The sequence below is a fragment of the Mesorhizobium sp. M0904 genome (genome assembly GCF_040319475.1).
Taxonomy (GTDB): Bacteria; Pseudomonadota; Alphaproteobacteria; order Rhizobiales; family Rhizobiaceae; genus Mesorhizobium.
In genome coordinates this window covers 406,336-429,659 of sequence record NZ_JAMYOC010000001.1, presented here as the reverse complement: position 1 = coordinate 429,659, position 23,324 = coordinate 406,336, and the positions used below count along the sequence as shown (strand labels likewise).

Annotated in this window: 24 protein-coding genes and 1 pseudogene; 12 read left to right on the top strand and 13 right to left on the bottom strand. The window is 58.7% G+C overall.

Annotation, left to right across the window (positions count from 1 at the left end; all coding sequences use genetic code 11):
* Nucleotides 1-40: 40 nt before the first annotated feature.
* The 4 genes from NKH80_RS02135 to NKH80_RS02120 form a co-directional block, all read right to left on the bottom strand.
* The gene (locus NKH80_RS02135) at nt 41-307 is read right to left on the bottom strand and encodes a hypothetical protein (RefSeq protein ID WP_352508001.1); all 267 of its coding nucleotides are present in this window, start codon (nt 305-307) and stop codon (nt 41-43) included.
* 10 nt (nt 308-317) lie between these two features.
* Nucleotides 318-1,763: a type II and III secretion system protein family protein gene (locus tag NKH80_RS02130; RefSeq protein ID WP_352706322.1), complete on the bottom strand. Its 1,446-nt coding sequence runs from the start codon at nt 1,761-1,763 to the stop codon at nt 318-320.
* A 55-nt stretch (nt 1,764-1,818) separates the two neighbouring features.
* The gene (gene cpaB, locus NKH80_RS02125) at nt 1,819-2,856 is read right to left on the bottom strand and encodes a Flp pilus assembly protein CpaB (protein ID WP_352989273.1); all 1,038 of its coding nucleotides are present in this window, start codon (nt 2,854-2,856) and stop codon (nt 1,819-1,821) included.
* 83 nt (nt 2,857-2,939) lie between these two features.
* Nucleotides 2,940-3,113 (bottom strand): Flp family type IVb pilin, encoded by a 174-nt coding sequence (locus NKH80_RS02120; RefSeq protein ID WP_352472996.1) that lies wholly within the window; start codon nt 3,111-3,113, stop codon nt 2,940-2,942.
* A gap of 529 nt (nt 3,114-3,642) precedes the next feature.
* Between NKH80_RS02120 and NKH80_RS02115 the strand changes: the two genes are divergently transcribed.
* From NKH80_RS02115 to NKH80_RS30075, 9 genes and pseudogenes are all read left to right on the top strand, one after another.
* Nucleotides 3,643-5,025 (top strand): TadA family conjugal transfer-associated ATPase, encoded by a 1,383-nt coding sequence (locus NKH80_RS02115; protein WP_352706318.1) that lies wholly within the window; start codon nt 3,643-3,645, stop codon nt 5,023-5,025.
* Nucleotides 5,025-5,996, top strand: coding sequence for a type II secretion system F family protein (locus tag NKH80_RS02110; RefSeq protein WP_352989270.1), 972 nt, complete (start codon nt 5,025-5,027; stop codon nt 5,994-5,996). Before NKH80_RS02115 ends, NKH80_RS02110 begins: the two co-directional genes overlap by 1 nt.
* Before the next feature lie 21 nt (nt 5,997-6,017).
* Entirely contained in the window at nt 6,018-6,959 is a 942-nt protein-coding gene (locus tag NKH80_RS02105; protein WP_502899860.1) for a type II secretion system F family protein, read from the top strand.
* 171 nt (nt 6,960-7,130) lie between these two features.
* Complete coding sequence (locus NKH80_RS02100; RefSeq protein ID WP_352989267.1) at nt 7,131-7,565, top strand: tetratricopeptide repeat protein; 435 nt, start codon at nt 7,131-7,133, stop codon at nt 7,563-7,565.
* A 9-nt stretch (nt 7,566-7,574) separates the two neighbouring features.
* Nucleotides 7,575-8,081 carry a prepilin peptidase gene (locus tag NKH80_RS02095; RefSeq protein WP_352706312.1) on the top strand — a complete coding sequence of 169 codons (507 nt, stop codon included), beginning with the start codon at nt 7,575-7,577 and terminating at the stop codon, nt 8,079-8,081.
* A gap of 121 nt (nt 8,082-8,202) precedes the next feature.
* Nucleotides 8,203-9,000, top strand: coding sequence for a sterol desaturase family protein (locus NKH80_RS02090; RefSeq protein WP_352706310.1), 798 nt, complete (start codon nt 8,203-8,205; stop codon nt 8,998-9,000).
* Nucleotides 9,001-9,019: 19 nt separating this feature from the next.
* A complete protein-coding gene (locus tag NKH80_RS02085) occupies nt 9,020-9,649 on the top strand; it encodes a methyltransferase family protein (protein WP_352706308.1) in 630 nt (209 codons plus the stop codon).
* An 80-nt stretch (nt 9,650-9,729) separates the two neighbouring features.
* Nucleotides 9,730-10,731 carry a phosphatase PAP2 family protein gene (locus NKH80_RS02080; protein ID WP_352706306.1) on the top strand — a complete coding sequence of 334 codons (1,002 nt, stop codon included), beginning with the start codon at nt 9,730-9,732 and terminating at the stop codon, nt 10,729-10,731.
* A gap of 118 nt (nt 10,732-10,849) precedes the next feature.
* Nucleotides 10,850-10,948 (top strand): annotated as a pseudogene (locus tag NKH80_RS30075) (transposase); the annotation flags it as partial.
* Nucleotides 10,949-11,785: 837 nt separating this feature from the next.
* On the opposite strand, the gene NKH80_RS02070 reads toward NKH80_RS30075, so the two are convergent.
* Nucleotides 11,786-12,010 (bottom strand): hypothetical protein, encoded by a 225-nt coding sequence (locus NKH80_RS02070; protein WP_352706304.1) that lies wholly within the window; start codon nt 12,008-12,010, stop codon nt 11,786-11,788.
* Between the two features lie 402 nt (nt 12,011-12,412).
* Here NKH80_RS02070 and NKH80_RS02065 point away from each other — a divergent pair, with 402 nt between their 5' ends.
* From NKH80_RS02065 to NKH80_RS02055, 3 genes are all read left to right on the top strand, one after another.
* A complete protein-coding gene (locus NKH80_RS02065) occupies nt 12,413-12,634 on the top strand; it encodes a hypothetical protein (RefSeq protein ID WP_352706303.1) in 222 nt (73 codons plus the stop codon).
* 152 nt (nt 12,635-12,786) lie between these two features.
* Nucleotides 12,787-13,590 (top strand): ABC transporter permease, encoded by an 804-nt coding sequence (locus tag NKH80_RS02060; protein ID WP_352706301.1) that lies wholly within the window; start codon nt 12,787-12,789, stop codon nt 13,588-13,590.
* 3 nt (nt 13,591-13,593) lie between these two features.
* A complete protein-coding gene (locus NKH80_RS02055; RefSeq protein WP_352755228.1) occupies nt 13,594-14,826 on the top strand; it encodes an ABC transporter ATP-binding protein in 1,233 nt (410 codons plus the stop codon).
* Between the two features lie 9 nt (nt 14,827-14,835).
* On the opposite strand, the gene NKH80_RS02050 is transcribed toward NKH80_RS02055, so the two are convergent.
* Genes NKH80_RS02050 through NKH80_RS02015 form a run of 8 tightly spaced genes read right to left on the bottom strand, consistent with a single transcriptional unit; the run spans nt 14,836 to nt 23,298 of the window.
* Nucleotides 14,836-15,786: a glycosyltransferase gene (locus tag NKH80_RS02050; RefSeq protein WP_352989262.1), complete on the bottom strand. Its 951-nt coding sequence runs from the start codon at nt 15,784-15,786 to the stop codon at nt 14,836-14,838.
* A complete protein-coding gene (locus tag NKH80_RS02045; RefSeq protein WP_352507984.1) occupies nt 15,771-16,649 on the bottom strand; it encodes a glycosyltransferase family 2 protein in 879 nt (292 codons plus the stop codon). Before NKH80_RS02045 ends, NKH80_RS02050 begins: the two co-directional genes overlap by 16 nt.
* The gene (locus NKH80_RS02040; protein ID WP_352989259.1) at nt 16,642-17,643 is read right to left on the bottom strand and encodes a polysaccharide deacetylase family protein; all 1,002 of its coding nucleotides are present in this window, start codon (nt 17,641-17,643) and stop codon (nt 16,642-16,644) included. The genes NKH80_RS02045 and NKH80_RS02040 overlap by 8 nt, the downstream gene beginning before the upstream one ends.
* Nucleotides 17,640-19,202, bottom strand: coding sequence for a glycosyltransferase (locus NKH80_RS02035; protein WP_352706290.1), 1,563 nt, complete (start codon nt 19,200-19,202; stop codon nt 17,640-17,642). The genes NKH80_RS02040 and NKH80_RS02035 overlap by 4 nt, the downstream gene beginning before the upstream one ends.
* Nucleotides 19,199-20,296 (bottom strand): NAD-dependent epimerase/dehydratase family protein, encoded by a 1,098-nt coding sequence (locus NKH80_RS02030; RefSeq protein WP_352706289.1) that lies wholly within the window; start codon nt 20,294-20,296, stop codon nt 19,199-19,201. Before NKH80_RS02030 ends, NKH80_RS02035 begins: the two co-directional genes overlap by 4 nt.
* On the bottom strand, nt 20,293-21,393 hold the full coding sequence (locus NKH80_RS02025) for a Gfo/Idh/MocA family protein (RefSeq protein ID WP_352823800.1): 1,101 nt from the start codon (nt 21,391-21,393) through the stop codon (nt 20,293-20,295). Before NKH80_RS02025 ends, NKH80_RS02030 begins: the two co-directional genes overlap by 4 nt.
* A complete protein-coding gene (locus NKH80_RS02020) occupies nt 21,377-22,369 on the bottom strand; it encodes a glycosyltransferase family 2 protein (RefSeq protein ID WP_352823803.1) in 993 nt (330 codons plus the stop codon). The genes NKH80_RS02025 and NKH80_RS02020 overlap by 17 nt, the downstream gene beginning before the upstream one ends.
* Nucleotides 22,366-23,298: a glycosyltransferase family 2 protein gene (locus NKH80_RS02015; protein ID WP_352706283.1), complete on the bottom strand. Its 933-nt coding sequence runs from the start codon at nt 23,296-23,298 to the stop codon at nt 22,366-22,368. The genes NKH80_RS02020 and NKH80_RS02015 overlap by 4 nt, the downstream gene beginning before the upstream one ends.
* Between the last annotated feature and the right edge of the window lie 26 nt (nt 23,299-23,324).

The window sequence follows — 23,324 nt, the reverse complement described above, 5'->3', positions numbered from 1 at the left end:
GCCAGGATTCCTTGTTTACCTGACGCGCTGATCCTTCTGTTCAATCCGCCGTGTCTTTCGGCGTCCCGACATTGACCGTGATGGCCGGCGGCGGCGGTGGTGGCGGTGGAAACTTGTAACTCTGGGCAAGAGCAGCAGCGCGCGCGCCATCCCCTTCAATGGCGGTCTTTTTTGACGCCGGATTGAGCGGATCGACCGTCTGCAGAAGCGAATTGTATTTCTGGGTGTCGCCTGCGGCCAGTGTCACCGTGTCGTAGCGGTTTAGATAGTCGGCGCAGCCCGCCAGCCCGCTGGCACACAAAAGCATGATCAACACCCTATTTCTTGACATAGATCATCTTGTCCTTGGATTTCAGGTCCAGCATGTGGCCATAGGGGCCGACGACGCCTTCGCCCAGTTCATATTTGCGCACCATGTCCTTGGTTACTTCCAGTTGGCCGAGCACGAAAAACTCCGGGTCGTTGGCCGGCCGTGTCTTGTCGAATGGGGTCGCCAGTTGCTCGCCGGGTTTCGCCGGGCGCACGATATGCGGGGTGACGATGACAACCAGTTCGGTCTCTTCCTTCTGATTGCTTGAATTGTGGAACAGCGCGCCGACGATCGGCACTTGGCCCAGCCATGGCACCTGCCTCTGGATTTTGGTATTCTTGCTGGACAAGAGCCCGCCGACGGCGAAACTCTGGCCGTCGCGCAACTCGACGACGGTCGCCAGCTTGCGGGTGGTGAAGATCGGGTCGCCAGCCGGCGTGAAGCCGTTCAGGTCGCTTACCTCCGGCGCTAGCTTGATATGGATCTTGTCGTCGTTGAGCACGATCGGCGTGAACTGCAGATTCACGCCGAACTGCTTGTACACAATGTTGATCTGCCCGTCGCTGTCGAGGCTGCGGATGGGTACTTCACCGCCGGCGTTGAAGCTGGCCGGCTCGCCGGAAAGCGTGGTGAGATTGGGCTCGGCCAACATGCGCACGACACCCTTTGCCTCAAGCGCCTCGATGATCAGATCGACCTTGATGTTGCTGTCGATGACGCGAGTGATCAGCGCCGCGAACGGATTGGTGTTCGAGAGCAGGCCAGTGAGCAGACCGCCCGGTCCGAGCACAACGTTATCTTCATCGACGGCGGCAATGCCCGTTCCAGTTCGGGTCGTTCCGCTGTTGTTCGTGCTCCTGATCGACACACCAAGGTCGCGACCGGCATTGCGCTTGGCCTCGAGCACGCGCACTTCCAGATTCACTTGCTGGCTGTCATCAACGGTAACGGCATTGATAATCGCGTCGGGACCGTATTGCTGGGCCACTTCCAGGATCGACGCCAGCGTCGCGCCGTCTTTCACATGCCCGCCGAGCCGGACCTTGCCATTGACCGAGCCGATATCGATCCGCGATCTGGGCGCTACCTGCCGAATTGCCTGCGCCATATCGTTGACGTCGACGCCGACCTCGATCTGGATTACGCCAAGCGAGCGCTTGTCTTCGGAAAAGAGATTGACGGTTGTGGTACCGGCGCCCTTGGCAATGACGTAGAGCGTCTTGTCCGTCATCGGCTGGGCATCTGCGATCTTCTCGTCGGCGACGACGATATCGCCAAGAGTGGCATTCACCTCAATCGTCAGCGATTGCGACATGGGCAGGAAGACACGATGGACCTTGGGGTTCGACACGTCGATACGGCGATCGGCTGCCGTAGCCTCAAGGCCGATCGGCAGTAATATCACCGAACAGGCCAGCGCGGCGGCTGCCAGTGTTTCCCGGACCGTTCGCATCTACATTCCCCCCTTTGGCGGCTCTTCGGACGCTCTTTATCTCAACATACCAGAGTTATCTTTGTCGCGGTACGTCATATTTTTCGAGCTTCACGCCCCGAAAAACGCCGACGGTCGCACGGGCTGACGGCTCCGGCTGCACATATTTGATCACTTCCTTAACGACCTCTTGCGCTTCGGGTGCCGAGGTCACGGCCGGAGCAGGCTTTGCTTTGCTCAAGTCGTCGAGCCGGTTTCCGACCTGTTCGACGGCCCGAGTCAGGCCATTGATCTTGTCGTCCGCGCGCTTGCGCTCGGCTGCCGCAGCAGCATCGGCCGTCGCCTGCCTGGCGAGTTCGGCCTGCCTGGCTGCGACATCGGCCGGCGTTTCGCCGGTCAGGTCGGAAAGCGTGATGCGTTGGGTGATCTCGTCCTTGCCGGCGGCTGCCTGGCGAAGCGCGAGCGACAACTGGCCGGCGCCGGCGGCCAGCGTCAGCTTCTGGGCGTCCTTGGTGCTAGCCTCGACAGTCACCGATTTCACCACCGTCGGGCTGTCGGTGCTTTCATCGGCGACCTGGTCGACGGCGAGCACCTTCATGCTCTGCAACAGCACGTCGACGAAACTCTGGTCTGCATCTCCAGGGTTGCGCACGGTGCGCGTCAGGAGCACATCGACCCGATCACCTGGGAAAACGAATCCTGCGACGCCGAGCACATCGTTGACTCTGATGGAAACAGCTTTCATGCCTTCGCCGAGCACCGCCGAAAGCGTGGCGCGCTGGCCGGGGCCGGTAATCTTGGTGGCAAGAACGGGTTCATTGGCGCCGATCGCCTGCAGCGCCTGCTTTGTGCCTTCGCCAGCGAGTAGATCTTTTGTCGTCTTGAAAGCCCCGGCCGGAACCGCGCCCGCCGGCCATGTGATTTCACGCAGCTTGTCGGCCGACAGCGTGTCGCCGAATTTCAAAGATACGGCCGCCACCACGACGGTATCGCGCGGTACGTCCGTCTTCGCCATAGCGCTGCGTTGGCTGGTCAGCCAGATATTGGCGAGAACCACTGCGAGCACGCCGAATACGCCGGCGAGAACGATCATGATGACAGTGTTTGCACGCACTTTCTTTTCCCGCCAGACTCCGTTCACCCACCACCTGGATCGACGCCGGGGACCTCCCCGGCGTCGATGATAGGACTAAGCTATCACGGCAATAACGCGTAAAGCCCCGTCCATTGGGTGCTGACCCAGCCACCGACAAGAATGATCGTGGCGATCACCGCCACGGTGATGATGCCGAGCAGGATGGTATATTCGACCATGGCAGCGCCGTGTTCGTCGTCGCGGAACTGCCGGGTCATCGTCATGAGCTTTTTCATGCCAATTTCTCCCTTTGGAGGTTCAAACCCTGACGAGACGAGCCAAGGATGAAATCGCATACCTGAGCATCCTCCGTCGACCTAATCCTAGGGGCCGATAAAAAGCAGAGTCAAATATGTTAATGGTTCTTTAACTTATTTATACCTGTGCTATGCCTGAAATGGTAATGTCGTTTCGATGTCTCTCTGCAGCAAGACGTTGATTCTGCCTGCTTTTCGCCAGTCTTTAACCATCCGTTAACAATTTCGCCGCGTCTGTGGCAGAAGCGAGGCGATATTAGCAGATAGGCATATGCCATTATATCCAAGGGCTTGCCAGAGCCCGTAAGGGCCATCGTGGCCAAAAAGAGGCAGGGCGATGTTTTGGCAGGCCCTTGTATATTTACGGCCGGACGCCTCGTTCGAATAGATGAGATGTTTTTTCGACCTGGATGTTAAATATGCAGAAGTATTGAGTTCGAGAACGTGCTCGGTGCCTGCCGTCTTGCGGGGTATTCCCCCCAAGGCGTGTCCAAAGGGGTAGCGCAAAATGCTGGGCCGATTCACGAAAGGGCCAAGCGAGCCGCGGGTCGAGCCGAAGCTTGATCCGATCGTGCCGGCAGTCCCCGTACTGTCCCGTTCTGCGGAATTCGAATCGCCGGGGGATGATTTCCTTACGCTCAAGGTCGAGCTCCACCGCCACTTGATTGATCGCTTCAACCTGACGGCCCTTGAAAGTGCGTCCAAGGAGGAAATCCTGAACGAGATCCGCCCCATAGTGCGGGAATTCGTTCGTGCTCGCAACGTGCCGCTTAACGCCCGCGAACTTGACCAATTGACCAGCGACACCGCTGACGAGATGCTCGGGCTGGGTCCGATCGAGCCTTTGCTCAAGGATGATTCGATTTCCGATATTCTGATCAACACCCACAAGCGAGTCTTCATCGAGCGGCGGGGAGTCATAGAGGAGACGGCGATCCGCTTTCGCGATGAAGCCCATCTGCTACGTGTCATCAACAAGATCGTCTCGGCTATCGGCCGGCGCGTCGATGAATCGGCGCCAATGGTCGATGCGCGGCTGGAAGATGGGTCGCGAGTCAATATAGCTGTGCGGCCGATCTCGGTGGATGGCCCGCTGGTCTCGATTCGCAAGTTCTCCAAGAACCCCTATTCGCTCGAACGTCTGATGGCGTTTAATTCGATCCGGCAACCGATGGTCGACCTGTTGCGCATTGCCGTGCAGGCCCGCAAGTCGATCCTGGTTTCGGGCGGCACAGGCAGCGGCAAGACGACCCTGCTCAATGCCCTGTCGAGCTACATCCCAGCCAGGGAGCGCCTGATCACCATCGAGGACGCAGCGGAACTGCAACTGCAGCAGCCGCATGTGGGCCGTCTCGAGACGCGTCCGCCCAATGTTGAGGGAAAGGGCGAAGTTCGCCAGCGCGAATTGCTAAAAAATGCGCTTCGCATGCGGCCGGACCGCATCATCGTCGGTGAGGTGCGAGGCGAGGAAGCCTTCGACATGCTGCAGGCTATGAACACCGGCCATGAAGGTTCAATGACCACCATTCATGCCAACACGCCCCGAGATGCGATATCGCGATTGGAACAGATGGTCGGTATGGCCGGCATGCCGATGAGCCACGATTCAATACGGGCTCAGATTGCCTCGGCCATCGACATCATTGTGCAGACGCAACGGCTTTCCGATGGTGGAAGGCGGGTTGTTTCCATATCAGAACTCACCGGTATGGAAGGCAATGTCGTACAGGTTCAGGAACTTTACCATTTCGTCCGCCGCGATGTGACTGCCGAGGGCCAGATCGTTGGTGAATTTCGGGCGACCGGCATTCGTCCGCGCTTTGCCCAGGAAGCGGCGACCCTTGGCCATCAGTTCGCCAGGGACGCGTTCAACCCACAGGTCCCGCTCTAATGTTGACCGGCCAGACATTGCTCTACTTCATCTATGTACTGGCGGCTGCCTCGCTCATCCTCGCGGCCGAGGCTCTGTATGTGACTTACTCCAAGCGGCGCTCAACGGTCAGCACGATCAACCGTCGACTGAAGCGGCTCGCCGACGACGCTCCGGCCGAACAGACCTTGCAGCGATTGCTGCAAGAACGTGGGCTTACCAGCTCGGGCGACTTTCTTTTCAATGCGGTCGGCCTGAACAGGCTGTACACGCAATCCGGCGTTACCGGAAATCCGCTGTCGTTCGTCGCGACATTTGCTGTCGGTGGACTGGCCCTGGCACTGGTATTTGCGTTCCTGCTGCACTTCTCCGCCGTGTTTTCGTTTATCATCTTTCTGCTCATCGTATTCCTCCTGCCGTTTCTGGTTCTCCGCCGCGCGCGCGCCAGGCGAATCCAGAAATTCGCGAAGCAATTGCCGGATGCCCTTGAGATGATCGTGCGTTCGCTGCGTGCCGGTCATCCGACTTCCGTGGCTATAAGCCTTGTCGCACGAGAAATGCCTGATCCGCTGGGCACCGAATTCGGCATTGTTTCCGACGAGATCACCTTTGGCCTCAGCCTTGAAAACGCGGTGCGAAAACTCTCGCAGCGCGTCGGTTTCGAAGGTCTGCATTTGCTGTCGGTGTCGCTGTCGATTCAGGCCAAGACCGGCGGCAACCTTACCGAAATTCTGTCGAATCTCTCAGTGGTGCTGCGCGAAAGGCAGAAACTCAGGTTGAAGATTAGGGCGCTCTCTGCCGAGGGGCGAATGTCCGCGTGGATCATTTCCCTGTTTCCTCTTTTGATGCTCGCCATCCTCACGGGCCTAGCCCCCAGCTACTACGGTGATGTATGGGGCAGCCCCTTGATCATGCCTGTATTCTTGGTTTTCGGGTTCTGGGCGCTGCTCGGCGACTTCATCATGTACCGTATGGTCAATTTCGATTTTTGAGCGATCGGAGCTATAGAAGTTGTGACCCAGGATCTGAGCCTTCTGGTGTCCATCGCCGTCTTCCTGGCGGCCGTAGCGCTGTTTCTGGTGGGCGCGCTCGTCGTCTTGCCGGCGCTGCAGACGAGGAAACTGGTTGCGCAAAGCCTGCTGGCAGAGGGCATTCCCAACCGCCGCTCGCTTTTGGGCCAGGAAGAACTGGCCAAGATTTCAGCACAGCGGCCGGTCGACGCCTATTTCAGATCGATCGAAAAAGAACGCGACCAGCCCAGCGCGCTGGACGCAAAGCTCTTTCGCGCCGGCTTCTATCAGTCAAGCGCGCCAATGATCTATACTCTGTCGCGTCTTGGTGCGGTCTGTCTTGGCTTTTCCGTGACGTTTGCGCTCCTGTCGCGGATATTGCCACCCGGACTTCCCGGTCTTGTCACCTTTGCAGGCTCTGCCCTGCTTGGGCTGGGATGCATCGTCATTCCGAGCATTGCTCTCGATCGATTCGAAAAGGGACAAAAGCAGATTTATCGTCGCGGCTTTCCGGATTTCATGGACATGATGATCACCTGCGCCGATGCCGGCATGAGCCTCGAGGCGGCTGTCGAGCGTGTCGGCAGCGAACTGGCTGGCACCCACAGATGGCTCGGTATCCAACTCGCGATCATGAATCTTCAGTTGCGCGCGGGCAAGCCGTTGCGCGAGGCCCTGCGCGAACTATCCGACCGCGTTGGACTGGAGGAGGCGCGCGCGCTGGCTGTGCTGTTCCGTCAATCCGAAGAGCTCGGCACCAGTTTGACGGACGCCTTGCGCGTCTACAGCGACGAAATGCGGGGACAAAGAATTCTCTTCGCCGAGGAACGCGCCAACGCTTTGCCTGTCAAGATGATGATACCACTGGGGCTATGCATCTTTCCTGTTGTGATGATGGTTGTGATGCTTCCAGTGATCATTCGAATGAAGGGCATTTTCTTCTAGACCGGGATGTGCTTTGGTCAGGGGACGGGATCGGAAAGATCCCTGGGGGATAAAATGAAAAGGCCAATGTGCCTCGTTGCCGCTGCCAGTTTGCTGGTAGTCGTGCTTTCCGGATGTCAGTCGAATGCGACGGATCCAACGGGAGTCGTCCGCACTAACGAGCCGGCGAAAGTGGAGCTTACTGCCTTCGGCGATACCTTCGACGGACTGAAGACGGTCAGCGACGTCGAATATTATGCCTCCGACCAAGCCGTTGCCGAAGCCAAGAACCAGTTCCGCTCGGAAGATTATGGCAATGCGGGCGCCCTGTTCTACAAGGCAACGCAACTTGCCCCCAACGATGGTGTCGCATGGCTGGGCCTCGCCGCCTGCAGCGACCGCATCCACCGCTTCGATCTCGCCGACAGGGCTTATGGCCAGGCCTTCCGGCTGATTGGGCCTACGCCCGAATATTACAATAACGTCGGCTATTCCTATCTGCTGCGCGGCAAGCTGCAGGACGCGCGCAGCAATTTCCTTAAAGCGTACGAACTGGCTCCCAACGATCCGACCGTCGCCAACAATTTGCGACTCCTGTCATCCAGCGTGAAGAACCTCGAACGGTAAGGCGCTAGCATGTTGCTTGCCGGAGCGCTGCTGATGAAAGGGCTGGCGGTTTCTTTGCTGGCAAGGGTTGCATGGCTCGACTTCACCACCCAAAAAATATCTAACCGCGACGTGCTGCTGCTTTTGTGCCTTGGGGTGGGTTCGCTGCAGTTTGTGTCGATCCTCACCGGGTCGTGGTGGGACATGGGCCTGAGCGCGCTTGCCGGCCTTCTGCTGTTCGTTGCGCTTTTCCCGTTCTGGGCCATCCGCAAGGTCGGCGCCGGCGATGTCAAGCTGATGGCGGTGATTTCGTTTCTGATCGGCGGCAGCGGGCTCCTGGTGTTTTCCGTGCTGTTGCTGGTCTTCGCGCTTGCGACCGCGTTAGTCGTGAAGAACCCCTTGATGCTGCCCGAAGGCGCCTTCCGCCTCTACGTTCAGCATCTGGATCGCAAAGGCGTCGTCCCTTTCGGTGTGCCGATCTCGATCGCCGCTATCTGCACGCTAGGGCTTCAGATCTATGGCAACGCACGGTTCTAGGCGGGCTCTCAGTCTGACATGTTTGGCGCGCAAACTAACTTTCAATCAACCTGTGAGAGATCATTAGCTTGCGCTCAAATTGGCGAAGTGCTTGGATTGCGTCTTGCCGGCGGGACGCCGTATGGACATTCTGAATATCAAAGCGCTCTTAATTGCGGTTCTGATCTTCGTTCCGATCGAATACCTGTTCGCTCTGCGCCCCCATCAGAAGATATTTAGGAAAGCCTTCTTCAATGATCTCGTCTATGCGCTGTTTAATGGCATCCCGATAAGCCTTGGCCTGATCGCGGCTATCACGGTAGCAACGAGTACGGTGGGGCGGCTGGTGCCGGCCTATGTCGGCAGCGCAGTATCATCGCAACCTGTTTGGCTCCAGGTATCAGAGATCATTGTCATTGCGGACGTTGGCTTTTACCTGGCCCACCGCACCTTTCACGCCGTTCCCTTTTTGTGGCGCTTCCATTCGATTCATCACAGCATTGAAGAACTGGACTGGTTGGCGGCGCACAGGGTTCATCCTGTTGACCAGGCTCTGACAAAGAGCGCGTCGCTCGTGCCTGTATATCTGCTGGGTTTCAGCAGCCCGGCGATCGCCCTGTTTGCAATAATTTTTCACGTCCACGGACTTCTGCTGCACGCCAACGTCAGGCTGAATATCGGCCCGCTTCGGTGGTTGATCGCGTCACCCCAGTTCCATCATTGGCATCACGCTCACGAGCGCGCGGCATACGACAAGAACTTCGCAGGTCAACTTTCATTGATCGATGCGCTCTTCGGAACGATGTACCTGCCCGGTAACGCTGTCCCGGAGCGCTATGGCGTCGATGATCCGATTCCATCAACTTACGTCGAGCAACTCGCCTATCCAGTGATTCCGAAGGGCAGAATCAATGAAGCTCCCTCCGCCAGAGATACGTGATTTCGCCGGGCGTGCAACGATGACACTCTACTTCACGTTCTGCGCGACTTTGAAGGCCGCAACGTTCTTGGTAGCTCTTGCCGGCGCAGAATGGACTGTGGCGTGGATTATCGATCTCACCGCAGATGTCGCCGCTCTCGGCTTTCTCGTGCTCGTCGTTGTGATGACAGTGGCGCGTCTTCCGCCCCTGGGAACAGCGCACGGAATTGAACCCCGAATCTCTGCGCTCATCGGATGCTTTGCCACCGCAACTTTGATCGCGGTCCCTCGCATCCAGGCAGCTCCGCAGATCGAGTTTGTTGCGGACCTGACCACCATAGTTGGTTTCGCTCTTTGCATCTTGTGCCTGTTCTGGCTTGGCAGATCCTTCAGCATCACCGCGCAGGCCAGGCGGCTCGTCACGGCAGGGCCTTACCAGATCGTGCGTCACCCGCTCTACGTCTGCGAAGCGATCGTCCTGCTCGGCGTTCTTCTCGGCAACGCGACATGGGCGACCGTCGCAATCTGCGCGATTGCCCTGGCTTTCCAATATCGGCGGCTCGTGAACGAGGAGAGGGTCTTGCGAGCGGTGTTCCCCGAATACGAAGCCTATGGGCAGACCACGCCAATGCTCATTCCGTCTTTATCCTCATTGTGCCGATGGCAGTGACTGTGCCCCATGCTGACCTGCAGTGTACAGATGTAAGGGCATGCCTGGTGATCTTACACGGCGGCGTTAGGAATGCTTCATTGGCTGACGGAGGTGTTGAAACTCGAAATCACTTAGTAACTATTGCCTTGGTCACAGCTCTTTTCGGGCTGATTGACATTTTTTGGTTGCCATTTTCTACAGTCGATTTTTCACCGAGGAACTGGGTTGACATAGGCAAGGTGGCCCTTGTCCTCAGCGCATCTTGGATGGCATCGGCAATTGCCCTCCATAGATTGAGATCTGATACAAGCCCAATCGCCAGCATAATCAAACATCTTTGTGGCTGCTTGAGAATCCTGGTCGTTTCCGCAGTTGCATTCATACCGCTCGCCATTTCAACCACCGTCTTCATGTACCTGGCGTCGGCCACCTCAAGGCCGCTGGCAGACCCGGTTCTAGCTTCTATCGATTCCTGCCTCGGTTTCGACTGGCGGTGGTTTCTGGCCACGACCAACCAGCCGACTACAGCATCCGTCCTGGTTTTTGCTTATCATGTGCTGGCGTTTCAAATGCCGCTCGTTTTGTTAGTCCACGCGGTGAGAAACCAACGAGAACGAGCACTGGAGTTTGTGGCTCTTCTAGCGGTTGCCTCGGTCTTCACGGGCGCACTGATGGCGTTGGCGCCAGCTGAAGGCGCTTATGCCTATTTCAAGCCGGCGCGCGGGCTATTTTCGAACTTCACCACTGATGCCGGAATGTGGCACCATCATGTGCTTATGGCGCTGCGATCAGGCGAGCCGTTTGATCTAATTATGACTAAAGGCACAGGGCTCGTCACGTTCCCGTCGTTCCACACGGCACTTGGATTGGCATTGGTCTATGCCGCGCGGACCATCCGGCCACTTTTTGTCGTGTTGGCCATGGTGAATGCCGCCATGATTGTGGCCACTCTGCCTGAAGGCGGTCATCATTTAATAGATGTAATCGCCGGCATAATCATCGGTATTCTCTCCATCATTGCCGTCAAGATGCCTAGCTATGCTCGCGGAAAGGCCGACCGCGTTGCGAGATCAGCCGTGGGATCGGACGCGGACCACTGAATTGGCCACGGGCCGTTGCCTTCGGCTGCCTGGCAATGACGTGGCGGCGGCGAGACACAGGGAGGAGGAGCGCCGCCCTGCGGCGGCATCTGCGCAGCTGCATGCACAGGAAGAAGAGAAGAAGATCAACATCTCCACCGTGCTCGCCGGCCAGAGGCTCGGAATCACCGAAGTCGCCGACGACATTTGGCTCGTCTCCTTCATGCACTACGATCTCCGGATATATCGAAATGCTTGCGTGCAACAACTCGGCGCGTTGTGGGAACAGGCTCTGCGCGATGCGCTCACTCGGAGCGTCCGCAGACCCAGCGACGTAGGATTCTATGGTGGAGCTCCCTTAGCCATGCCTGGGGTCCCAAGCATACTGCTGTTTGTAGAATTTGTCTGCGGCGCCGCGGTCGGAATGGCCTGGGTCGCTGGGTGCCAAGTTTTTGTCTTGGCAGGACAGCCGGCTGCTTGTTGGCGGCATCGGCGGCTTGCTCTTTGTGTGGCCCTCCGCGCGCATTCCGGGGGTTGGGCGCCTCATCCGCCACCACGCCGACGGCCTGACGCCGACCATGTTAATCGGAGCCGGAATAGCAGGGCTGCTGGGAGGTCTTGTCCTGATTGTGCTGGCCGGTTTCGTCGAGTCACTCATAAGAGGCTGACAGCAGCTCCGAATGAAGAAGATGCTTGGCGCGCACAGATACTTTCCGGCTATCCATCGGCCGCGCTGAAGATTGCTCGGTAACTAAAATATATAGACTTTGTCCTACCTGGGCGCGGGCGCAGCGTCGTACGTGATGGAGCGATCCTGCCGTTTGACGCTTTGACGGTGGCTGGCTCGCGAAATAGATCCCGCGTCGCATCAAGACAATCCCGCCGGCGCGTGCCACCGCCGACTAACGAAAACTCTCCGACGCGCGTCGACGTCTACCCAGAGTGTGGCTGGTGGTAGCGGTTGCTCACGCAACTGCTTGATCTTGATTGATTAGGTGCTAGCGGAGAGCGCTACATCGCGAGACCCACTATCGAAGAGGTCATCTGCTATCGGAGGCGCACGTAGCCTAGACTCCTAGGCTAGAGCGGTTCGCGTTTTGGCTGAATCCAGATTCCCAAGATTGAGCAAATCAAATTCGATGTCCCGGCCGTGGAGGTCGTGACTGATGGCGAAGCCTATTCGGTAGATCTGCGGCAGCGGGCGATGGCACGCCTTGAAGCGGGCGAGACGAGCTATGAGGTGGCGGCGGCACAGCGCCGGTTGTGAGATGACAAAGCGATCTTGTGTGCGTTCGACCATGGCGGGCTGCACCAAACCTCGGCCTGACTTGACGAGATTACACCTCCTGGTGCTTATCGTTTGTGCCGACGCCTTCTGCTTCGATGTCGCGGAAATCGCATCGACAGCGCCCCTTCCGCAGTATTCTCCGAGCCACCCAATCCGGTTGATCCGGCGCAACTCTCCTGGCTACTGTCCTCGATGTTCATTGGGGCCCCACGGGATGGGTCGCCGATCGTTACGGGCGAAAGTTGGTGCTCTCTGGCGTGTTGCTGTTCCTCACTGTGGTCTCGCTCCTTGCCGCGTTTAGCCGAGACATCCAATCCTTTACAGTGCTGCGTGGCATTCGGGCATCGCTCTTGGGGCCTTCCACCTCTGGTCATTTCCTACCTGACGGAAATCCTGCCGCCCAGACGCCGTGGCATGCTGATCCTTCTCGTCAGCACCACCGCCGCCCTTGGCCCCCACTGCTACATCTTCATCGCCCGCTGGCTTGCGCCGCTCCAGCCATTTGGGCTCGACGCGTGGCGCTGGGCGTTTTGCCTCGGCAGTTTCGGCGCAGGGGTCTTAGGGCTCCTGTTTCTGATCCGGAATCACCGCGGTGGCTATTCTCGCAGAGCCGGCTGGCGGAGGCTGAAAAAATAGTCCAGGCATTCGAGCGTTCCCCGAGAATAGACTTCGGAGAAAGTCCTGATTGCACTGCGCGGAAATGTAGGCCTCAATGGGGCCGTCAAGGGAGGGCGGACGCCATCATAGTGTCGGTACGGACAGACCCGCAACCTTTAGCTGTTGAGACAGTGATCGATCCGTCCCGCAAGCGGCGGCTGATCGACCTTTCCGAACTTTGGCGATATCGGGAAGTTGTGTTCTTCCTGGCCTGGCGCGACTTCAAGGTCAAATACCGCCAGACTTATCTGGGTGTGCTCTGGGCAATGCTGCAGCCGCTCGTTGCCATGTCGGTCTTCAGCGTCTTGTTTGGCCGACTCGTGGGCATCTCATCAAACGGAGCGCCATACCCGCTGTTTGTCCTGTGTGGGCTCGTGCCGTGGAATTTTTTTTCGCGAGCGGTTGGCAGCATGACGGGCAGCCTTGTCGGCAACCAGGAACTTGTGAAGCGCGTCTATTTTCCGCGTCTGATCATTCCCATATCCGCTATGGCCACGTGCCTGACCGATATGATCGTCGGCCTCACTCTTTTGTTCGCGGCGCTGCTGGCATTCGGAATCTGGCCGGCACCGCAGGTGATCTTCCTGCCACTGTTCGTGCTCGTCATGGCTGCGTCGGCGACGGGGCTGGGAGTGGCACTATCTGCGATCAATGTCCGCTTTCGCGATGTGGGATATCTCGTGCCGTTCAGCCTTCAGATAGTTCTGTTCATGACTCCGGTTGTCTATCCGGGCAATCTCGTGCCGCACTTTTGGCGGCCGCTCTACAGCCTGAACCCTATGGTGGGGATAGTCGAAGCCATGCGCTGGAGCGTACTGGGCACGCCCGCCGATTGGGTCATGATCTCGATATCGACTCTCTCCTCGCTGGCCCTTCTCGTTGCCGGACTGGCTATTTTCTCAAAGTCCGAACGCGCGTTTCCGGACCTGATCTGAGCAATGACCGACACAGTGATTGAAGCCACCAATCTCTCCAAGGCCTACAGACTGGGGGTGGCGAACAATAGCTTCCCTACCTTGCGGGACGCGCTGGCCAGCGGCGCAAGGCGAATCCTTCACAGGAAGTCCGCTTTGGGTCGACGCAACGGTGGAGACGATCAATTCTGGGCCCTGAGGAACGTCTCCTTCCAGGTGCGCGCGGGCGAAGTCCTTGCCGTGATCGGACCCAACGGCGCGGGAAAGAGCACCATTCTCAAGATATTGGCGCAGATTGTGGAGCCGACTTCCGGTCGCGCGACGATACGCGGACGGCTGGGAGCTTTGCTGGAGGTCGGCACGGGGTTCCACGCGGAGCTGACCGGCCGCGAGAACATCTATCTCAACGGAGCGATACTCGGCATGCGCCGCGCCGAGATCAGATCCAAGCTCGATGAAATCGTCGATTTCTCCGGCATCGAGCCGTTTCTCGACACGCCTGTTAAGCGTTACTCAAGCGGCATGTACTTACGCTTGGCCTTCGCGGTTGCCGCGCATGTCGATCCCGATATTCTGGTGATCGATGAGATATTGGCCGTCGGCGATGCCGCATTCCAGAAGAAATGCATTGCCAAGGCCGAAAGCGTCGCCGAAACGGGCCGCACAGTGCTGATCGCTAGCCACCAGATGTCGGTTCTGCAGCGGCTTTGCAACCGCGCAATTTTTATCGACGGCGGGACGATCCTGGCCGACGGCCCGACGGGCGACCTGGTCCGGAATTATCTGCAGACACTGGAAGCGCGAGCGAGCACCGATCTGAGTACACGAACGACGCGCACCGGGCGAGGCCGCCTGCGTGTCGTCGGCATCGAGGTTTTCAACAAAACGGGTCCCGTCGCGTCGGGGCAGCCGGCGGTTTTTCGGCTTCAGGTCGATGGGCCGCGCGAACTTGCACAATGCCTTATTACCATTATTGACGACCTCGGCGATCCTGTGACGTCATTCGACACGATGGAGCACTCCGAGCATGATCGTCAGGGCGAAGTCTACACGGTGCATGTAGAGAGCCTTATGCTGAGACCAGGGCGCTACAGGATTGATGTGGCGCTAGTGGCGGACGACAGAGTGGTCGAAGACCAGGTCGAGACCGCCGCCGTGTTCGATGTCATGCCCGGCTTGCTCGACAACCGACCGGTTACCGCCCAACCCGGCTTCGGCAGTGTCAGCTTTCCGCACCGATGGGTGACTAGGCGTTGACGCTTGCTTTCAAACTGAAGCACGCACGAGTTTACGCCGAATCCGGCGCTGTTGCTTTGCTGTCCACATCATGATCTTCAGGATAAGCCGGTCGGCCCTGCTTCCAATCGTCGGCGGCGCGACGTAGGGCGCACGCGCCAGCCGCAGCGTCCATCGGACGTGGAAGCCTCGCAGTCCACTCTCCTGCAAATGTTGCGCGACCCAGTCGAGGAATGCAGCGCGGGCAGGGTGTTTCCCCATGCCGTCGTAGACCCCTCGCTCAGCCGCCGCCGCCGACGTCGAACCGGAATACTGCCGGTAGCGTGCCAGAGTTACAGGCGTGACAAAGACGGGAAGACGCAGGAATAGCTTCGCCCACAGAGCTTGGTCTTCATAGAGATCGAAGCGCTCCTCAAAGCCGCCGACCGTGCTGATCGCGCTCCTTCGCAAGAGCACCGAACAGGTACACGGAACGTGACCGTTCTGGATCAGCAGAAGTCGCCTTAGAAGCCGCGGGGGCTGATGCAAACGGCCAGCAAGCCCGTCCGTCGGCTCGATCCAGTCGGGGCGCTCACCGTCTGGATACCACCATCTCGTCGGCCCGAAGATCATTGCGGCTTCCGGGTTGGCATCGGCTGCCGCCAGAACCGTCCGGAGCATATGCGGTTCGTACAGATCGTCTGCATCCAGGAAGGCAAGCAAATCGCCGCTGCCGGCCTCTATTCCGGCGTTTCTCGCTGCCGCCGCGCCACGCTTGGATCCGGGAGGCCTGTTCAGCACCTTGATCCGAGGATCGGTTGCTGCAACATCATTGGCGATCCTGACACTGTCATCCGTCGAGCCATCGTCGACCAGCAAAAGCTCCCAGTCCGCAACTGTCTGAGCTTGGACGCTGGCGATCGCTTCGCCCAGAGTTGCCTCCGCATTGAGGAAGGGGGTTATGATCGTCACTCGCGGCAGGGAAGTCATCGCCGAAGCCATCCTTTGATACTTCGCTTGATCACCTTGCGGCGCTCGCGCGCAAGCGCTTTCCAGATTGCTGAACGAATGCGGAAAGAGGCGCCCTTATCCGCCATTGTGCGATTTAGCCATGTGAGAAACGTGATACGCGCGGCCTCGTCAGTGCCTGCCTCAGAGCAGGCAACAGAGCAACTTTCAGAATGCTGGCGGTATTTTGCCCAGGTCCGGCCGGACACGTAGGCGGGCGCGAATGCGAGCGCCTTGGCAAAGAACGTCTGGTCCTCGAACATCAGGCGAAAGCTGTTCTCGAACCCCCCAAGCGTTGCGAATAAGCTTGAACGCATCAGGGCATTGCATGTTGTCGGCGTCTGGACCTCGTTCTGAAGTAGCAGCTCAAACAGCACGGGAGGCTCGTATCGGGTGTCTGGTTCGACGCCGAGCGGGTAGTAGAAGTCCGCGCGGTCAGCAGCCTCTTGCCAGCTATGCCAGATCAGAGTCCGGCCATAGATCATGCCGAGCGCCGGATCGCTTTCCATAATAGAGACCTGTTCGGAAAGCTTTTCGGGCAGCCATGCATCGTCTGCGTCGAGAAATGCGACGTAGGCGCCGCGCGCTTCCGTCAGTCCACGGTTGCGCGAGGCGCTGATACCGTGATTGCCATTGTCATGGTGAGACAATAGTCGCACCTTGCCCGGCAGCCGCTGCTCATAACCGCGTATGATGGCGGACGACTGGTCAGTCGAGCCATCGTCGACAACGAGGAGTTCCCAGTCGGTGAAGCTTTGACCTACAATGCTGTCAACAGCTTCCCGGAGATAACTCTCACCATTGAACACGACTATAATTGCCGTAACACGCGGCTGTCCGCCTGAATTGTCAGCCATGGCACAGCACCATGCGCCGAAAGTCAACTTCACCCCAATCGGCGACCGTAACGCGCGGCAATCGGTAAGGGTCGACGCGAGGCCCAGCTTCACGCGGCAGGGTAGTTACTGCATAGTCTATGCCGGCAGACCTTACGGCGTTGGCGGTGCTGCCATCGAAATCTCCAAACGGGTATGCGAATCCCACCACCCGCCGTCCTGTAATCTCCTCGCATTGTTGGCGGCTGCCTGAAATCTCGCGTTCAAGCTCGTCCCGTTTCAGTAGCGGCAAGGATGGGTGCGTACAGGTGTGGGCGCCGATCGAAACGCCATCGGTGTCGGCGAGCTGCCGCAGCTCCGAATGCGTCATGGCGCGATCGCGCCCTCGGGGACTGGCGTCGGTTCCTGCCCATCTTGCCAGCCGCTCAAGGGCCTTCTCGCGTTCGTGTGCACTCAACGGCTTCAGCAGTGCGTGCAAGTTAAAATGGAGCGTCGTGCGGTTGATCGCGTTATTGGAGTCCGCCGGCATTGCGTCCTCCCAAACGCGCCAGTCATAGTTTCGGCCAGCGATCTCGATCTCCAGAGTGTTCGGGAGAGCAGGCATCTCCAAAATGATGCGGGATAGAATGTCCCACCAGAACACTGAGGGATCGGTGATCGCATGGGTGGTGACGAAGACAGTCGCAGGACAGTTCATACGCCGCATGATCGGCACGGCGTTTTGGAGGACATCCGCGTAGCCGTCGTCAAAGGTGATTGCCACCGCATTTCTCGGTGACCGTCTCTCCCCAAGCCGTTGCGCCAGCCATTGCAGGGGAACAATGTCCCGCGCTTTCGTAAGAAGTTCGATCTGGCGTGCGAAATTTTGCGGCGAAACCGCGAGTTCCCAAGGATCGACGAGCGGTTCTGCGATGCGGTGATACATCAGCACGATAGGTCGGCCGAAACCGGCAAGCAGGCGCCCCCGTCGCAGGAATTTGCTGACAGTTTGACGCGCTGTCACGGCGCTGCTCATCGCCTGAAAGCCCGCGCCGCGACTATTACCGGACAATAGGGGTCGTGCACATCAAGTAATGCCGAATTCAGCTCATGTTCCGCCAGGCCGTAGAGGAAGGCCGTAGCAGAATACGCGTTTCCATAGTGACTGACTTCGACGTTCTTCGCCCCGAACCTGTCCGACAGAAGTCGCCTTAGGGCAGCCGGAGTTATCGACCAGAACCAGCTCTCGCCCCATTCTCTCCTGTCAATCGGGCTGACCCAAGGCACTGTAATCAGGAGAACGCCTCCCGGCTTCAGGATCCGCCACAGGGTTGCGACTGCAGCAGGTAGATCGAAAAGAAGGTGCAGGGTCTGGGTGAGTACGATACAATCGAAGGTCTCGGACGGCAGATCGTCGTTATTCGCCAGATCACCCACGAAGGTTGTCAACGGGTGGCCGTTATAACGGTTCAGAACATCGCTTGCGGTAACCCGACTGCCTCCGAAACGCATCGTATAGGCGTTGTCACCGATCTCCAGGACCCTTCCGGATATGTTCAACGAACAGGACGCGAGGAAAGTCTCGACATAGCGGCGGTCCAATGGCTTGCCGCGATCAAAACCGAACTCCGTGCTGAAGGGTACGGTACGCTCGAGGTCACCGAACCGGGCGCTCGAGCGGTGCCGACTTGACCGGCGCCTGAGACGATGCCGGAGCATCACAGCGGTCTGTAACGGCGCTGCAAGCGAAACGGCGATAGTGCTGCTGAGTTGACCGGCGAGTGAAGAGCGGAACCGAAGCGCTGTACCAAGCTGTCCCAGTTGCTTGTCCGTATAATAGCACTTCCATTTTTCGACACCCTGACGGTAGGCGGCCGCCCAATCCGGATTGGTCTGCGCGACGTCCCGCTGCCGGCGAAGGACCTTCAGCGCCGCGCGCAACATCATCGGATTGCTGTTCGACATATTCGTTGCGTGCCGACGGTAATCTGCGAGGTATTCCGGAATGCAGGCCACCTTGTTCGCCCGAGATAGGCGAAGGTAGACGTCGTAGTCCTCGCAAGCCCGCAGTGACCGGTCAAATCCGCCGGCGGCTTCCAATGTCCTGCGGCGATAGAGCACCGTCGCATGCATTCCAATCAGGTTGTCGGTCAGGAAGCATGCATACGGGTCCTCGCCCACCGACCTCAGTGGTACAGTATTCCTGACTGCACCGGCCTCGTCGATGTAGCGGAAAGCACCGTAGACCAACGCGCAATCGGGATTGTCGTGAAACAAGGCAAGATTGGTGGCCAGCGCTACCGGGCGCAGCCTGTCGTCGGCATCCAGGAAGGCAATGAATTCGCCGCGCGCTGCCGTCATCCCGGTGTTACGGGCAGCGGCCAAACCCTGGTTTTTTTGGCGGATGTAGTGGACGTCGTCATATCGACGAACAACACTTTCGGGATTGTCCGACGACCCATCGTCCACAATGATGATCTCATCCGGCGTCACGGTCTGGTTGCGGACGCTGTCGATCGCTTCGGCAAGGAACCGCGCATGATTGTAGGTCGTGATGACAACTGAAACGCTGGATGCAGCGGGGCGGGTGGTCATCTCTCACCCGCTCCGTTTCGGCAGGTCGGGTAGCCGGCAAAGGTCAACCAGCCGACAGATCGCCGACATGCTTCCTCGAAGCTGACAGCCGGCTGGTATCCGAGCTCACGCTCGGCCTTGCGCCATGGAAGTTTCGTCTGGCACTGGTGCAAAAGTGCACGCTCCTCCGATACCATGACCGTTGGGGCCGTAGTCGCACCGGTCGCATTGCGTCCTGCCTTCCGCCACTCGGCATAGCCTGCCTTCAGTCCGCTGCGAACAGGCCTTGGCAGGCTTCGGACAAGCCGCCGATATCCTTGGCTTTCCTTCAGTCCTTGTTTCCATCTCGGAGCAAATGACAATGGCGCTGAAGCCGAAATCGCGGCCAGGTCGAACCCCAGTGCCTCGGCGATCGGTCGGCAAAGATCTGCCCAACTGATCTCTTCCCGGTCTCCGATCAGATAGGTTCGCCCAGAGGCCTCGGGCACTTCGATGGCGAGCTTGATCGCGTGAATGACATTGTCGACATAGGCGCTGTTGCAGATACCACGACCGCCATCCACCAGGTAGGCGGAACCGTCAATGAGCTCGTCGGCAAAACCACCGGTCCAACTGGAGCGTGGGCCAAAGACAATTCCGGGCCGCAGCACCACTACCTGCACCGTGCCGTCGCGTGACAGTTGCCCGAGACGGCGTTCGGCATGAATCTTCGCATTGTTGTACTCGATCGTCTGATCGTCATGCAGCGCGCTCGTTTCGTCCGTCCCGGGCGGGGGCGATTGGCCATGAACGGAAGCGCTGCTGAGATAGATCAGACGAAGCACGCCGGCAGCGGTGGCTGCACGATAGACGGGCTCGATAGCATCGACGATCGTGCGGGCGTCACCGGCAACTGCATGTACGACGTACTGACAGCCCGTAAAGGCAGCGGTAAGAGCCTGAATATCACGCGCATCCGCCACCATTGCGTCAATCGCAAAGCGAGACAGACTGGCGAAAGCATCCGGCCTGCGAACGATCGGCCTCACATTCGCCCAGCCGGAAAGTTGCAGCAACTCCACGGTGCGGCAACCTATGAAACCGTTGGCGCCAAGCACTGCAACAGTGCCGGTCATTGTCTGGTCCCGGCGGAAGCAGCGACATGGAGCAATTCTTCCGGACCGAGCCACGGCATGTCCATCAGTTTCCGTCTAGCATAGCATCCTTCGATCAGATCGACCACATTGCGCCCAACACTGGCCGGCACGGAAAGGGGGGCCCCATTTCGGACCGCATCCACCAAGCCCGAAACCTGATCGCAAAATGCATCGACAAAATCGCGCGACCGGCCGTCGGCATTGGTGAAGGAAACGCAGCCTGTCGTGCGACTTCCATTCAAGGCGACCTCCACAGTCTCGGTCTCATTGACCGTCCAGGAAATCGAGCCACGTTCGCCCTCAAGGCGGTACAGATTCGGGCGAGCCCAATCCCGGCTCAACCTGACCGTCGCGTCGAAGCCGCCAAAACGCAGCCGGACAAGGCAGTTCGCCTCGACGCCGCCCATTGCGTCATCGGCGTAGTGGATTTCGTCGGGCTCTCCAAACCACCAGGTCAGGAGGTCAAAGCAATGCGTGCCGATATCCTGAAGCACACCACCACCGGACTCCGCGAAGCTGAAATAGCTCATCGAAGCCACCGGCCACTGGAAGGAGCCGCCCTCAAAACAACTGACGCTTCGTAACCGTCCGATCATTCCGCCCTCCAGCATGGCCTTTATCGACCGCGTCGCAGGGAACTGCCTTCTGACGAGCCCTGTTGCCACATGAAGATTGTTGGCTGCCGCTGCCGCAAGGATACGAGCCGCCTCGGAGCTGCTCGTGGCCATCGGCTTTTCGCACAGAACATGCATCCCGGCTTCCAACGCTTGTGTCGACTGATCAGCGTGATATCCAGGTGGCGAAGCAATGATCGCAATATCGGCGTCCATAGCCAAAAGGCCGTCGAAACTGGCCGCAACCTTGGCTGAGGGCAGTCGCGCCTGAACGAGTGCGGCCTGCTTCGCATCTGGATCGAATATCCCCGCGACTGCAACTTGGCCTCTGCTTTGAAGGCGTGAAAGCGCTTCCGCATAGTAGAGCCTTGTGACAGCTCCACATCCGGCCAAAACGAGCCGGACCGGTTCATCTTCCCGGAGTCCTGCAGGCCGCTGCGCGGTTTCAACTAGGATGGACAATCCTGCCTCCCTGTCTTGCAACGAGCCGCAGCATACGACCAATTGTCTTGAGTGAGGGATCGAAGCGGAACGCTTCGCTCATCTGCGCCAAGCATCCAGCCCAATCGCCGGCGCCGAACAGTCGCCGCGCAGTCTCGAGAGCGCTTAGCGCATAGGTCCGCCGGGCCGACGCGGCGACATCGTCCGCAAGCTCGGTTGGAAGATAGCTCTTGAAAATATCGATCGCCATTCGCGTGTAGGCCATGTCCTCGGCACTTCGGATATGGCGCCCTGTGTTCGATTGGGGGTGCATCCGATAAAGTGCAAGGGCCTGCGGTTCGTACCAGACAGGAAATTGAGAAGCGATGCGGACCCACATCTCCCAGTCTTCACTGCATTTGAGCCGCCGGTCGAAGGCGCCGAGTTCTTCGTAGACCGCGCGGCGCACCACGATTGATGGCGTCATGACGTGCTGTTCCAACGCCAGTCGAGCCGCCGCATTCTCGAGCCGTCCGGGGCTTGACTGCATTACAGGCGGGATCGACAGCTCCTGTCCGTGGGCATCCATGAAGATCGCCCGGCAGAATGCCGCGCCTGTACTCGGGTCCGCATCGAAGCTTCGTCCGAGCAATTCGTAGAAGCCGGGGCGGACGGCGTCGTCGCCGTGCAGGAGATGTACGAGTTCGCCCTGGGCACGATCCAGGCAGGTATGGAAGTTGCCGATATGCCCTAGATTTTGCGGCTGGTGGAAAAAGCCAACGCGGTTCCCACCGATTTCATTCAAGACTCTTTGCGGATCATCGGAAGAACAGTCGTCAACCACCTCGATTTGCATTTGAGCCGGGCCGGGGTCCTGCGCCAGCACACTTTCCAGCGTTGCGGCAAGAAAGCAGGCGCAATTACAGGCGGGGATCATCACTGACCATTTCGGGCGTGCAGCCTCCCGTGGCAACGGCGAGATCGGATCGCGATACTCGAAGTCACGGACCGCCGTCATCGCTGGAGCACCGAGGACTTCAGCAGGTGCAGCCCCAACCTGACAATGTCGCGTTTGTCCACGTCACGTCCGATGCCACCGCTGCGAAGGCTCCGCAGGAAGCACGATCTGGCCGATGGCAAATCGCCTTCTACCAGATACCGCATTGACCATTCATAAAAGTAGCGGGAGCAGCCGCCGCGGGCAGAATTTGCCACCTGCGTGTCCATGACCTGCGCCATGCGCCGGTAGAATCCTTCTATTGCATCCAGCTTGGGTCGGTTTGGCAGTGCCGATATGAGTCCGCCCGGATACAGACGGTAGACACCTGCTACCTCGTCGACAAAAGCGAGATCTGCTGTCCTTGCGCAAAGCACATACAGCGGCCAGTCAGTTATCGGAAAGAAATCAGCATACCACCACGGCACATTTCGAACGCACGCGGTTCGCATCATGCCGGCGCAAGTTGCGAAAGGATTGCCTTCCCAGATATCCCTTTGCGTCACGATGGGTTTCTGGTCCGCCCGCGTCCACCGCGTCGATGTGAACTCATCGCCATCCGCCACGACTGCATTGTGGAATATTGCGGAGAGTTCCGGGTGCGCGTTGAGATGGGCCGCCTGATCTTTGAGCTTGGTCGTGGATGTCCACAGGTCGTCGCCATTGAGGATCGAGACGTAGCGCCCACGCGCCATCCGGAGTCCTCTCGTGACGACTTCGTTCGATCTCACATTACTGCCGGAATAGATCGCCGACAGCCTTTCAGGATGGTTGGAAACATATCGCTCGACAATCTTCCGGGTTCCGTCGGTCGAAAAGTCTTCACTGATCAATATCTCGACACCGAAATCGGCCTCTTGCATGAGAGCGCTGTCGATCGCAGCCGCCACGTAGCGTGCGTGATTGTAAGTGACAATAAGGACGGTCACGCGAACCGTTGACTCATTCACCTTCCGCTCCGCAGTCCATGCCGCCC